This window comes from Shewanella benthica KT99 (assembly GCF_000172075.1).
Taxonomy (GTDB): Bacteria; Pseudomonadota; Gammaproteobacteria; order Enterobacterales; family Shewanellaceae; genus Shewanella; species Shewanella benthica_A.
In genome coordinates this window covers 111769-125939 of the sequence record NZ_ABIC01000008.1, presented here as the reverse complement: position 1 = coordinate 125939, position 14171 = coordinate 111769, and the positions used below count along the sequence as shown (strand labels likewise).

Sequence of the window (14171 nt, the reverse complement as noted above, 5' to 3'; positions counted from 1 at the left end):
AAAGGTCATTCCTAACTTAAGAGTCCTTATCATTGCTTGATGAAATGTAGCGGCTTTGTAGATAACAACAGCACAGAAATCAGGAGATTTACCATGGGAGACATCATGCGTCCCGTCCCGTTTGACGAACTACTTCATCGTATGTTCAGTGAGTTCAAACAGAGTCAATCGATATTCGGGATCCCCGCCAAGCAGTTTTATCGTAAAAATGATGCTAATAAGCTCGCGGTTTGGGGGGAGAATTGCCAAACACCCGTAGGCCCCGCAGCGGGTCCTCATACCCAACTAGCGCAGAACATTATCTGTTCATGGTTAGCCGGCGGCCGTTTTATGGAGCTAAAAACGGTTCAAAAGCTCGATACCTTAGAGATTGCTAAGCCGTGTATTGATGCGGAAGATGAGTGTTACAATACCGAGTGGTCAAGTGAATTCACCTTACCTAAGGCGTATGATGAGTATGTTAAAGCTTGGGTTGCGCTTTACCTGTTAGAAGAGGTGTTCCAGCCTCTTGCTGACGGTGAAGAGAAGTCATTTGTATTTAATATGAGTGTTGGCTACGATCTGGACGGCATCAAGACTGCACCTATGCAGGCCTTTATCGATAATATGATCGACTCCAGCAGGCACCCCTTGTTTGCCCAGTATATTGAACAGCTCAAGTCTTTCGTTACAGCAGCTGACTTCGAGCAGAAATACGGGGTTAAACTTGCGGCTAATCGAATCGAGGGTCTGCTTAACGCTATCTCTCCACAGATCTCTAAGGGCGTCACCCTCTCAACCATGCATGGTTGCCCGCCAACTGAGATTGAAGCCATCTGTCAGTACATGCTTGAAGAGAAGAAGTTAAACACCTTCGTTAAACTCAATCCAACCTTATTAGGTTTTAAGCGTGTACGTTCAATCTTAGATAATGCAGGTTTTACCCATGTGGTACTGAGCGAAGAGTCGTTTAGTCATGATCTACAGATCGATGGGGCTAAAGCCATGCTGCATCGTTTGGTCGATCTAGGTAAAAGGCTCAATATCGGCTTTGGCGTTAAGCTGACCAACACCTTAGGTACGCTCAACAAGAAAGGCCGTCTACCCGATAAAGAGATGTATATGTCGGGTCGTGCCTTGTTCCCCCTCTCCATCAATGTGGCGCTAGAACTCTCAATTGAGTTCGATGGTGAATTGCCAATCTCCTACTCAGGTGGCGCGAGCAAGTTTAATATTAAAGAGATCTTCGAAGCGGGTATCCGTCCCATCACTATGGCGACAGACTTACTTAAGCCTGGTGGATACATGCGCCTAACCGATTGCGTCAACGAGCTTGCCAATAGCAGCGAGTGGGGCATGACTAAGGTCAATATCCCTAAGCTAGCCGAGCTGGCGAAGAAATCACTGACGGTCGACTACACCCAAAAAGAGTGGCGTGGCCCCGAAGATATCACAGTTAATAAGGCCTTGCCTCTAACTGACTGCTCGGTTGCACCTTGTGTTACCGCCTGTCCTATCAGCCAAGATATTCCAGAATATTTACGCCTAATGGGCGAGAAAAAGTATGCCGAGGCCCTCGAGGTTATCTATTCACGTAATGCGCTGCCGGCCATCACGGGTCAGATCTGTGATCATCAATGTCAGTATAACTGTACTCGTCGTGACTATGAAGGCGCGTTAAATATTCGAGAGATGAAGAAGATCGCTCTGGAGAAAGGTTGGGATGAATATAAGGCTAAGTGGCATCAGCCGAGTCTGACAGACAAGGCGCCTGCCGCCGTATTGGGTGCCGGTCCTGCGGGTCTGTCAGCGGCTTACTTCTTAGCGCGTGCGGGTCACCCGGTTACTATTTTTGAAAAAGAAGCCAATGCCGGTGGTGTGGTCAAGAACATCATTCCTCACTTTCGAATTCCTGCCGCAGCGATTGAGCACGATATCGAGTTTGTCACTAACCATGGCGTGAACATAGAGTATGGCTGTAAGACAGATTTAACTGTCGATGCACTGCGTGCGAGTGGCTTCAAGTATATCTGTGTAGGCATAGGCGCCGACAAAGGCAACCCAATCTCACTCGAAGGTGGCAACACTAACGTATTCAAGTCACTCGAATTCTTGGCCCAGTACAATAATGGTATCTTCGATAGTGGTGATAACAAGCTGGGTAAGCATGTGGCCGTAGTTGGTGCGGGTAACACGGCAATGGACAGTGCTCGCGCTGCACTTAAAGTGGATGGCGTTGAGCAAGTCACGGTACTTTACCGTCGTACAGTCGCCGAGATGCCAGCCTATAAAGATGAGTATGATGAAGCATTAGCCGCTGGCGTGCAGTTCATGTTCCTCACTAACCCTGAGTCATTTAGCCAAGATGGCAAGCTTGTCGCTCGCGTGATGGAGCTAGGTGAGAAAGATGCTAAGGGACGTCGCCGCCCAGTGGCGACCGATAGGACTATTGAGCTCAATGTCGATGCGCTAATCACCGCGGTCGGTGAGCAGAGTAACTGCGATGTGCTGAGCAAGATCGGTATCCCTATGGGTCAAGACGGCTGGCCAATCGTCTCTGCCGATACCGGCGAGACAGGCCTTGAGAATGTGTACCTCATAGGTGACGCAAGCACTGGCCCTTCATCTATCGTTGCGGCGATTTCTGGTGGTCGCAAAGCGGCTACATCAATTCTTGCTAAAGAGGCTGTTATTGAGTGTCAGTATCACGTTAAGTCAGATTTTGATGTTGAGGATATCTACCAGCGAAAAGCCGAGATCCAAGTTAAGCTGGTCGGCTCCGACGATCAGGACGCCTTCGTTGAGCAAGAAGCAAGGCGCTGCCTGGAGTGTTCATATGTCTGCTCTAAGTGTGTGGATGTCTGTCCTAACCGCGCCAATATCTCACTGGCAGTTCCGGGCTTTAAAGATAAGTTCCAGATACTGCATATCGATGCCTACTGTAACGAGTGTGGTAACTGTGCTCAGTTCTGTCCGTGGAACGGTCGTCCTTACCATGACAAGTTGACCATCTTTAACTCGTTAGCAGACATGAACGCCAGTAAAAATAGCGGCTTCCTCGTCGAAGACGAGCGTCTTACGGTTCGCGCCAATGAAGAGATCTACACCTGCGAGCTAGATGACTGCAAGCATTTTACGCTACCTGACAGCTTAAGTGATATTTCACGCATCATCAAATTCGTGGTTACCAAGCATGATTACTTACTTGGTCAACTAGGTGAATAAGGAATAGTCTTATGATTTTATTACAAAATGCAACTGCTGTTCAATTTGAACCATGTTTCGTTAAAGAAGGTGTCGATATCCTTATTGATGGCACTACGATTAAAGAGGTGGGGCCAAACCTACGCAGTAAATATCCGCAAGCAGAAGTGACGGATATGAAAGGAAAACTGGTTATGCCTGGGATAGTGTGTTCCCATAATCACTTCTATTCTGGCCTAGCGAGAGGGGTGATGGCTGATATTAAGCCTAGCCCCGACTTTATCTCAATCCTGAAGAACCTATGGTGGCGTCTGGATCTCGCCCTCGATGAGGAAGCGGTCTACTACAGTGGCCTAATTTGTTCACTCGAAGCGATTAAGAATGGTTGTTCGAGTGTGATCGATCACCACGCATCACCTAACTATATCGCGGGCTCACTTAAGACCTTACGTAGCGGTTTCATTAAGGCCGGTCTTCGTGGCATGACCTGTTACGAAGTCACTGACAGAAACGCTGGCATGAAAGAGATGCAAGCCGGCGTCGAGGAAAATATCGCCTTCGCTCAGCTGATAGATGCGGCTAAGAAGAAGGGCGATGAACCTTATCTGGTTGAGGCCCATATCGGAGCCCATGCGCCGTTTACTGTGACCAATGAAGGCTTGTCTATGATGGCCGAAGCCGTCAAGGTCACGGGTCGTGGTATCCATATGCATGTAGCCGAAGACCGCTATGATGTGGCCCACAGTCACCATCATTATGGCCAAGACATAGTTGCGCGTTTGGATAGCTTCGGTCTAATCAATGATAAGACCTTACTGGCTCACGGCCTGTTCTTATCGGACAAAGATATTGAGATCTTGAATGCTCGTGGCGGCTTTTTAGCTCATAACGCACGCTCGAATATGAACAACAATGTGGGCTATAACCATCAGCTGGCTAAGTTCGATAATGTCGTGCTAGGCACTGACGGTATCGGCGCCGATATGTTTGAAGAACTTAAGTTCTCATTCTTCAAGCACAGAGACAGTGGCGGACCATTATGGCCCGACAGCTTCCTGCGTAACTTATGGTTGGGTAATACTATCTTAGCGAAGAATTTCGGTGCTAAGTTCGGTCGACTCGAAGCGGGTAATAAGGCAGATCTTACTATCTTAGATTACATGAGCCCTACACCTTTATTGGCAGATAACTTACCCGGTCATATCGCCTTCGGTATCAATGCCGGTAACGTTAACTCTGTGATGGTTGAGGGACGCTTCGTCTACCAAGATCGCCAGTTCCCATTCGATGTTGCGCCAATCTACGCCGAGGCAAGGAAAGTCGCTCAACGTCTCTGGACCAATATGGATAAGCTCAGTTAACAATTAAGCGTTTGAAATAGGGGAGAAGTATTGCTCACAGAGGCATTGAGCCTCTCGATATTAACAGCAGGTACTTTTTCCCTTTTTCATTATTGTGTTTCATTTGGTATCGCCCATGGGTGCACTAATTAGCAATACGTATCTGGTGCAATACCACAAATACAGCTAAGAAGAGAACGTTATGAAAAGGGATAAAACGCAATTTAAATGGCAAGAAGCTACCGGAGATGCGAAGTTTATTGCCGACCGTCATTTCGATAATCTTTTGGAAGGGCGCTTGTTTCGCTCTTCATGCCCAAGAGGTAAGATCGAAAGTATTAGGCTACCGGACTTACCCGAAGGCTACTTTGTCTTTGGCGCTAAAGACGTGCCAGGGCGCAACGTGCTGCAGATGGTGGAGGCGGATTGGCCCGTTTTTGCCGATGAAGAAGTGCGTTATCTAGGTCAAATTATCTTACTTGTGGTAGGACCTGAAATTAAGGTTCTCGAGCAGATCTTAGACACCATACACGTAGAATATCAACCTCTTACACCTGCCTTCACCCTCCCTGATTCACAAAAACTCACCGATGGTGCCATCCATGGACAAGATAATAAATTTGATAGCCACAGGATCAATAAAGGTGATGTGAACAGCGGCTTTGCCCAGGCTGAGCATATCTTCGAAGAGACGCTGTCTACCAGCTATCAGGAGCATATGTACCTGGAGCCACAAGGCATGGTTGGCTATCCACAGGATGGCAAGATTGTTATCGAAGGCTCGATGCAGTGTCCCTGGTATGTGCATCATTGTATCTCTGTGGTGCTGGGTCACAATAAGGTACGAGTGATTCAGGCCACCACCGGCGGTGGTTTCGGTGGCAAAGAGGACTATCCCGATGTGCTTGCCGGTGCCTTATGTGTTGCGGTTGAGCGTGTGGGTCAGCCCATAAGACTCATCTTGCCTCGTAGTGAAGATATCGCCTTCACCTCGAAGCGCCACCCTATCGATTTTCATTACCGCACCGGAGTCGATAAACAGGGCAAGATAGTCGCCATGGAAGTGAAGATAGACATAAACTCGGGGGCTTACCTGAGTCTATCGGGCATAGTGCTACAGAGGGCGATCACCAGTTGTATCAATGTCTACGAGATTGACAATGTGCGAGTCGATGCAACAGCTTGGGCGACAAACACCTCACCTAACGGTGCCTTTAGAGGCTTTGGCTCCCCGCAAACTTGCTTCGGCATAGAGACCCACCTCAGTCATGTTGCCAAGCAACTTGGCTTGGAGCCGGCGGACTTTAAACATGATCATCTGTTAAACACTGACTCGACGACGTTAACCGGGGCTAGCATCTTTGGTGACTTAGTGCTCGAGCAGATGTATGAGCAGATCTGTGAGGCCAGTGATTACCATGAGAAGGCCAAAGCTTACCGTCAGCAATCAAACAAGAGTGACAAGCTAAAAGGGATCGGCTTGGCCATGTTTCAGCATGGCTGTGGTTTCGCCGGGGATCTCGAAGATACCTTAGTCAAGGCCAAAGTGCGTCTGGTGAAGGGGGCCGATAATGAGGTTGAGATTCAGGTCTCTAACACAGATTTAGGCCAAGGACTCAGCCTGACATTTTGTCAAATTGTCGCCGATGCGCTGAAAGTGCCATTAACCTCAGTCAGACTCGCAGCCGCCGATACCGGTGTGGTGCCTGATTCCGGACCCACAGTCGCATCGCGTTCAATTGTCATTGTGGGCTACCTTATCGAGGTCGCCGCAAAGAAATTGGCCGGTATCTGGATAAATGGTACCGAGCAATGCGTCGAAGAAGATTATAAAAAGCCCAGTTACCATAAATGGGATCAAGAAAAGTTTGAGGGAAATGCCTATCAGGTGACCAGTTATGGCATGAATATCGTTGAGATCGAGTTGGACCCAGCCACGGGGGAAACTGAGATCACCGGCCTGTGGGCCGTTTATGATGTGGGCCATGCGATAGATGAAATGGTATTTAAGGGCCAGATAGATGGTGGCTTTGTCCAGGCGCTGGGCTATGGCAGTTTAGAGCGGATGACCTTAGACAGTGAGGGTAAATTCCAACAAATCACCATGGCCGATTATGTGATACCTACGTCGATGGATGTGCCCGCGATCAGCAGCGCATTAGTCGATAATCCTTACAAATATGGGCCTAAGGGCGCTAAAGGGGGAGGCGAGTTGACCCATAATGGCGGCGCTGCGGCTTATTGTGCCGCGGTTGAGAGTGCTATCGGCCTGCCTATTTCATCGATCCCTATTACGCCAGAGGTGGTGTGTGATCTCCTCTATGGGGTGAAGAAGCAATGCCTCGGCAATATGACGGTTACAAGTGGCAAGATTCAAGGAGTAGCGCGATGAAGATTTGTTTTAAGCTTAATGGTCAGGGAGTCAAGGTGGATGTCGATCCACTGCAGCCTCTACTGCATACCTTAAGAGAACAACTAGGGATGACCTCACCGAAGCAGGGCTGCGGTGAAGGTGAGTGTGGTTCATGCTCGATTATCATGGATAACCAGCTGGTCAATACCTGTTTAATTCCCACCATTCAAGCGAAAGGAACGGCGCTGGTGACCTTAGAAGGCTTAAGGAATACGCCTAAGGGCCTGTGCGTTATCGATGCTCTGTTAGAGGCAAAGGGGGTACAGTGTGGCTTCTGTTCACCCGCCATGGTGCTAGCCATATATCATCTGCTGGACAATCGTGTCTGTGCGAATATTACGCCAACGGATCAGCAGATAAGAGAAGCGTTAGCCGGCAATCTGTGTCGCTGTACCGGTTACGCCATGATAGTCGAAGCGGCTAAAATTGCGGCCAGAAAGGGAGAAGGCATATGGTAAACGTCTATCGTCCGACTAAGTTAGACAAGGCGCTTGAGTTGAATGCCATACACTGTGCTACGTTATTTGCTGGTGGCACAGATCTTATGGTGCAAGGAATGACTCACTATGATGACAGCGATAATGCTGTGGTGTTTCTCGATGATATTGTCGAGATCAAGGGGATTGAACTCAATAATCAAACCCGTGAACCTAGGCTAGTGATAGGTGCTGGGGTGACATTATATGAGTTGACCGCCCATGAGTCTGTTCCCCCGATGATTAAAGATGCGGCTAAGCGAATCGCGGCGCCGGCCCTGCGTAATAGGGCAACCTTAGTAGGCAATATCTGCAATGCATCGCCCGCGGCCGACATGTTGCCCGCCCTGTATTTGCTCGATGCGCGTGTCGAACTCAGCAGTCCCGGTGGTAAAAGGGAGTTAGCCATAGAGGAGTTTATCTCGGGTCCGGGTCAGACATTGAGGTTAGCCGATGAGATAGTGACCAGTGTGAGCCTGACTCTGCCTATGTTTGATGACTATTTATATCATAAGGTCGGGACCCGCAAGGCCAATGCGCTGACTAAGTTGTCGATATTAGCCGGGGTGCGAATAGAATCGGGCATCATCCAAGATTGGCGACTGACATTCGGTGCCATAGGGCCAACTGTGGTCCGCAATGTCGAGTTTGAGCAGGGCTTGATTGGCCAGAGTGCCGCCATATTGCAACAAGCGGAAACCATCGACAAGATCATCGATTTTTATAGCCAAAAGATAGCCCCTATCGATGATCATCGTTCAACCGCCGAGTATCGCCGCTGTGCGGCACTCAACCTCTTGCGGCGATGGTTGGAAAATATAGGCTAATACCAAGCTCACTAAAAAACATCATAGGTCAATGAGTGTATATCACTATACTCATTGACCTAAAAGATGTACAATTCCTCTCCGATTTCATCGTCGGAAAAGGACACAGCAATAATGAGTAACCCATTATATAATAAACATATAATCTCCATATCTGATCTCTCTCGTTCTGAATTAGAACTGATAGTCTCTACCGCCAAAACACTGAAAAAAACCCCTCATCCTGATCTGTTGAAAAACAGGGTTATCGCCAGCTGTTTCTTCGAAGCCTCGACGCGAACTCGCCTGTCTTTCGAGACCGCGGTACATAGGCTAGGGGGGAGTATCATAGGTTTCCCCGATAGTGGTAATACTTCTTTGGGTAAGAAAGGTGAAACTTTGGCCGATTCGGTAAAAGTGATCTCCTCCTATTGCGACGCGTTTTTTATGCGCCATAATCAAGAGGGGGCCGCCCGTCTTGCCAGTGAGTTCTCTTCGGTTCCGGTGATCAATGGCGGTGATGGCTCGAATCAGCATCCGACGCAAACCTTACTCGATTTGTTCAGCATCTATGAGACCCAAGGCACTTTAGATAAGCTGCAGGTGGCCTTCGTGGGTGATCTTAAATATGGTCGTACTGTGCATTCTCTGACCCAGGCATTATCCCTGTTTGATTGTGAGTTCCACTTCATTTCTCCCTCTGCACTGTCGATGCCCGATTACATTATCGATGATCTTAATGCCAAAGGGTGTAAGTTTACCTTACATGACACCTTAGACGGCGTGATCGATAACTTAGATATCTTGTATATGACCCGGGTGCAGAAGGAACGTTTCGATGAAACTGAATATCAGCATTTGAAATCCAGTTTTATCTTGAGCGCTAAGATGCTGGAGGGAGTGAAAGACAATTTTAAGGTATTACATCCATTGCCCAGGGTCGATGAAATCACCACAGATGTAGACCACACACCTTATGCCTATTACTTTCAGCAGGCTGAAAATGGCGTATATGCCCGCCAAGCACTGTTGGCTTTAGTGTTGACCAACGAATATGGAGATGAGTAATGAAGAAGCAGCTAAAAGTCGAAGCCATTGAAAATGGTACTGTTATCGACCATATCTCACCCGGGCAAGGGATTAAAATCTTGAGGTTTTTTGAACTTGCCAAGGGGCCACAGAGACTCACTATAGGCTTAAACTTGCCCACCAGTAGCGGCGACTTTAAAGATCTGATCAAGATTGAGCATACGGTATTCGATCAAAATCAGGCCAACCAGTTAGCCCTGTTCGCGCCTAAGGCGACCATCAATGTGATCGAAAACTTTGAAGTGGTAGACAAGTTTAAAGTGGCTATTCCCGAGAGTATCTCTGGGGTGTTGACCTGTCCTAACAGCAACTGTATCAGCCATAATGAGCCAGTAGACAGCCTTTTCAATATCAAGCAGGAGAGGGTCGGAGTTAAGCTTAAGTGCCATTACTGTGAGAAATCATTTATTTCCGGAGTGTTCCGCGAGTTTCATTAGTCATACCAGTTCCATTAAGATAAGTGATCATTCAGCGGGAGTTAAAAACGCTGTAGGCAAGTAAGGGGATTGAAGCTAATAGTTATTCTATATCGAGAGCCACTTACGCAGCATAAAGTGCTTTTAAACCCGCACTAGGTGAGCTTCTCAGGACTTCCACTTCTGCGTTGCATTGCCTCAAAAGGGAATAACCATTTTTTCAACAATGCGCCTTGAATTTAAAGCCCTGAGAAAGCTCTGAATTGATCATAAATTTAATGGAATTGGTATCACACCAGAGCTTTGCTGAGGTGACATAATTTACCTGTGGCCAAACTTATCCAGCTTGGGCTATCACTATCAAAGTGATAGCCCTTATTATTGTTTTGATAGCCCTTGATATTAATCGTTCACTTAAGTCCCATTCCCCCCCGCTATTTCGTGCTTTATCAGGCCAACTTCTGCTACAGATATTTAGATCTGAGTCGCTATGCTGCCGTAAACCGTCAAGAGTCGCATCGACGACGGCATAAACTTGATGCAAATCACAAAAAAAAACAATAACCCATTCAATCATGATTCTGGCGCAAATGTTGCGACTAGTTAACTCAATTGCATCACTTATTTTAAAACCATGTTGCTATGGTTGATAAATAAGCTCATTTGAGAAGGGAAGTACTATGATTGAACACTTTTTTAAGCCGAGCAACACGGATCAAGCTCTGAATTTAATGAAGGAGCATGGATCCAACGCAACCTGGTTTGCTGGTGGCTCAAAACTCAATGCCAGACCCAGTCTTACGAAAAAAACCGTTGCGATTTCTCTGTATAACTTAGCCCTGGAATCCATTGAGTTGCGCGGCAACTCCCTGTATATCGATGCCATGTGTCGGGTTCAGTCTGTGCTGGACAATGAGTTGACTCCCTATGGATTAAAGCAGGCAGCAAAATTCATTTATTCAAAACACCTACGTAATCAAGCCACTATTGGCGGAGAGATCGCCGCCTTTCAAGAAGAAGCCTTATTGTTGCCCGTCTTGATCGCCCTTAAGACGCGCATAGTGACGGCCGAAGTCGGAGAGATGGGTATTGAAGATTACCTGGAAAGTGCCAGCCGTGGCTTGATCCTTCAGGTGGTGATCCCAGATGTCAATCTGGTTTGTCTGGCCTACAACTTGACTCGCTCTGCGGCGGGCCTTTCTATTATCAATGTGGCCGTATCTTTAGACCAGGCTGGTGAAAGTGTGATCGCCATCGATGGTGTCTCACCACGCAGAGCTGGCTACAGTATTCCTGTTCGATTGAGAGATATCGAGGCACAAAAATTAACCGAAGAGCAATTGGAAAAAGCGGTGGCAAACTCAGTATTCCCTGAGGCCGATATTCGCGGCAGCGTCGATTATAAGCAATATATTTCAGGCATTTTAGTGACGGATTTGTTTGCCGAATGCCAACGCCTAGTAAAGGAGGCTTAATGATGAGCATTAACCTAACAATCAATGATCGCCATCAAGAGCTTGTTTGTCGTCTTGGTGATAATGTCCAAACCTTATTGCACAAGGCAGGTTTTCACTCGGTACGAAACAGTGATGATGGTTTTGGTTTTGCTGGTTCCGACGTGATATTAGTCGATGGTCGCCTACTGAACGCTTCCTTGTTGATCGCGGCTCAGCTTGAGGGCTGCGAGATTTATACGGCAGAATCATTAGGTAAGTGGAATCAGCTGAACCATGTTCAACAAGCCATGGTAGATGTGGGTGTGGTGCAGTCTGGTTACAACGATCCAGCCATGGCGTTGATCATAACTGAACTTCTTAAGCACAACCCTAATCCAAATCGTGACGAGATTGATGATGCGCTAACAGGTATCTTCAACCGTGATACGGGTTACCAGCAATACTATGAAGTTATTGAACTAGCGGTAAATCGCCTGATAAACCCAGAGCATGATAAGCAGTACGCGCCAGAATTCAGAGACGATCTCACCTTTATCGGTAAGAACACGCCTAAGTTAGACTCGGCTAAAATGGTGCAGGCGAAACCTTGTTATGTAGAAGATAGGATCCCTAAAGATGCCTGCGTGATAAAGATGCTCCGCAGTCCGCATCCCCACGCTTGGATCACTCACTTAGATGTCACCAAAGCCGAAGCTTTGGAGGGGGTGGTGACTGTCATCACCTATAGAAATTGTCCGGATATTGCTTACACTCCAGGTGGTCAGACTGCCCCCGAGCCTTCGCCATTAGATAGACGCATGTTCTGTGAGAAGCTGCGTCATGTGGGTGATAGAGTCGCCGCCGTGGTGGCCGAATCCGTCGAGATAGCCGAGCAAGCGCTCGAGCTGATTGAGGTTAAATATGACGTCCTCAAGCCTGTTATCAGCATAGATGACGCCCGCGCCGCCGATGCGCCCATTATCCACAATGGTCCCATCGAGTATATTGTTGGCGCACCTGATGATTTGGATGAACAAAATAAAAATGCCGATATCAGAGACGGTAAGGTGATCATTAATTTCCCCATTGGCTGTTTCCCGCGGAAAAATATTGCGGCCAGCATCCGTGGTCATATTGGCGATCTTGCCAAAGGGTTTAGCGAAGCCGATCACATCATAGAGCGTACTTATGAGTCTAAACAGGTACAGCAACTACCGACGGAAACCCATATTTGTTATAGCTATATGGATGGCGATCGTCTGGTGATGCACGACTCGACTCAGGTGCCTTGGCATGTGCGTCGTCAGGTGGCTAAAATTATCGGTATTAAGCAGAACAAGGTGCATATCGTCAAGGAGCGTGTCGGCGGAGGTTTCGGTTCTAAGCAAGATATCTTGCTGCAAGATGTCTGTGGTTGGGCTACTTGGGTCACCGGCAGAGGCGTGTATTTTCACTACACACGTGAAGAGGAGTTTATCGCTAACTCTAGCCGTCACGTGGCTAAGGTGCATGTGAAATTAGGTGCCAAAAAAGATGGTACTTTAACCGCGATTGACATGGATTTTCTTGCTAATACGGGTCCTTACGGTAACCACGCCCTGACGGTGCCTTGTAATGGCCCCGCCTTGTCATTGCCTCTATACCCCTGTGACAATGTCGATTTTCGTGTGACGACTTACTACTCCAATATCTGCCCCACCGGCGCCTATCAAGGTTACGGTGCACCTAAGGGTAACTTTGCCTTGACCATGGCGATGGCTGAGATGGCCGAAGTTCTGGGTATCGATCATCTGGAGATGGTTGAGATCAATCGAGTTCGTGAAGGTCAGGAACTTAAGATCTTGGGCGCTATCGGCGAAGGTAAGATGCCGGCAACGGCGCCAAGAGCCATGAGTTGTGCCCTAGAGCCAATCCTTAAGCAGGGACGTGAGCTGATTAACTGGGATGGTGAAAAGAAAGCGGATGGCGACTGGCGCATTGGTCGCGGAGTGGCGATTATTCAGCAGAAGTCGGGCATTCCAGATATCGATCAGGCTAACTGCTCGATTAAGATGGCATCCGATGGCACCTTCATCGTTCACTCCGGTGGAGCCGATATCGGTACCGGACTCGACACTGTGGTAGCCAAACTCACCGCCGAGGTGCTGCGCTGTCCCATCGATGAGATCACTATACACTCAGGTGATACCGATCATGCCCCATTCGATAAGGGCGCTTACGCCTCTTCGGGTACCTGTTTTTCCGGCAATGCCGCCAAAATTGCTGCCGAAGCCATGCGCACTAAGATCTTAACCTGTGGCGCCGAGATGCTGGAGGAGGCCGTCGAAGATGTGGTTCTTGCGGCTCCTGGCGTGGTGAAAGGTAAGCAAGGTGAAGTCAGTTACGACGATATTGCCCATCGCGCCGAGAGCGGCACAGGTTGGGGGCAACTGCTTACCAATGGTTGTTTCACCACTTCTGAGTACGCCTTCCCTTATGGCGCAAACTTCACCGAAGTGGCGGTCAATATCCGTACCGGTGAGATCAAGCTGGAGAAGTTCCATGCTCTGCTAGATTGTGGTACTCCAATCAACCCTGACTTGGCATTAGGTCAGATCTATGGTGCCAGCATGCGCGCTATCGGTCACAGCTTAACTGAAGAGCTTATCTATGACGAAAATGGCATCCCGCTAACCCGTGACCTTAAGAGCTATGGTGCGCCTATGATTGGCGATATTCCTAAGGAATTTAAGGCTGTACTGGTCCCGAGTGACGACAAGGTTGGTCCTTATGGGGCTAAATCTATCTCTGAAATCGGCGTCAACGGCGCCGCGCCCGCAATTGCATCGGCGATTCATGATGCCTGTGGCGTATGGATCCGTGACTGGCATTTCACTGCCGAAAAGGTCCTCGAAGGATTGAAAAAGTTATAAATACTTAAGGAGAGCTAAGGGCGCGCGCGACGTTTGTCGCGTTCGTTGTCGATTTTACCTGTTAATTGTTCCTGTTTGATCTGAAGTTTACTTAAAAATC

At 48.1% G+C, this 14171-nt stretch carries 9 protein-coding genes; all 9 read left to right on the top strand.

Going from position 1 to position 14171, the window contains the following annotated elements; translation table 11 throughout:
- The first annotated feature begins 93 nt into the window (after window positions 1-93).
- The 9 genes from ygfK (at window position 94) to KT99_RS05560 (ending at window position 14071) form a co-directional block, all read left to right on the top strand.
- Window positions 94-3204, top strand: a complete 3111-nt coding sequence (gene ygfK, locus KT99_RS05600; protein WP_005497874.1) for a putative selenate reductase subunit YgfK — start codon at window positions 94-96, stop codon at window positions 3202-3204.
- An 11-nt stretch (window positions 3205-3215) separates the two neighbouring features.
- Window positions 3216-4544, top strand: coding sequence for a putative aminohydrolase SsnA (ssnA, locus tag KT99_RS05595; RefSeq protein ID WP_005497872.1), 1329 nt, complete (start codon window positions 3216-3218; stop codon window positions 4542-4544).
- A 181-nt stretch (window positions 4545-4725) separates the two neighbouring features.
- Window positions 4726-6915, top strand: a complete 2190-nt coding sequence (locus KT99_RS05590; RefSeq protein ID WP_005497870.1) for a xanthine dehydrogenase family protein molybdopterin-binding subunit — start codon at window positions 4726-4728, stop codon at window positions 6913-6915.
- Window positions 6912-7394, top strand: coding sequence for a (2Fe-2S)-binding protein (locus KT99_RS05585; protein ID WP_005497868.1), 483 nt, complete (start codon window positions 6912-6914; stop codon window positions 7392-7394). The genes KT99_RS05590 and KT99_RS05585 overlap by 4 nt, the downstream gene beginning before the upstream one ends.
- Window positions 7388-8239 carry an FAD binding domain-containing protein gene (locus KT99_RS05580; protein ID WP_005497866.1) on the top strand — a complete coding sequence of 284 codons (852 nt, stop codon included), beginning with the start codon at window positions 7388-7390 and terminating at the stop codon, window positions 8237-8239. The genes KT99_RS05585 and KT99_RS05580 overlap by 7 nt, the downstream gene beginning before the upstream one ends.
- A gap of 114 nt (window positions 8240-8353) precedes the next feature.
- On the top strand, window positions 8354-9286 hold the full coding sequence (pyrB, locus tag KT99_RS05575; RefSeq protein WP_005497865.1) for an aspartate carbamoyltransferase: 933 nt from the start codon (window positions 8354-8356) through the stop codon (window positions 9284-9286).
- Window positions 9286-9744, top strand: a complete 459-nt coding sequence (gene pyrI / locus KT99_RS05570) for an aspartate carbamoyltransferase regulatory subunit (protein ID WP_005497864.1) — start codon at window positions 9286-9288, stop codon at window positions 9742-9744. The genes pyrB and pyrI overlap by 1 nt, the downstream gene beginning before the upstream one ends.
- Before the next feature lie 659 nt (window positions 9745-10403).
- Window positions 10404-11198 carry a molybdopterin-dependent oxidoreductase FAD-binding subunit gene (gene ygfM / locus KT99_RS05565; RefSeq protein WP_005497863.1) on the top strand — a complete coding sequence of 265 codons (795 nt, stop codon included), beginning with the start codon at window positions 10404-10406 and terminating at the stop codon, window positions 11196-11198.
- A complete protein-coding gene (locus tag KT99_RS05560) occupies window positions 11198-14071 on the top strand; it encodes a molybdopterin-dependent oxidoreductase Mo/Fe-S-binding subunit (protein WP_232504252.1) in 2874 nt (957 codons plus the stop codon). The genes ygfM and KT99_RS05560 overlap by 1 nt, the downstream gene beginning before the upstream one ends.
- The last annotated feature ends 100 nt before the right edge of the window (window positions 14072-14171 follow it).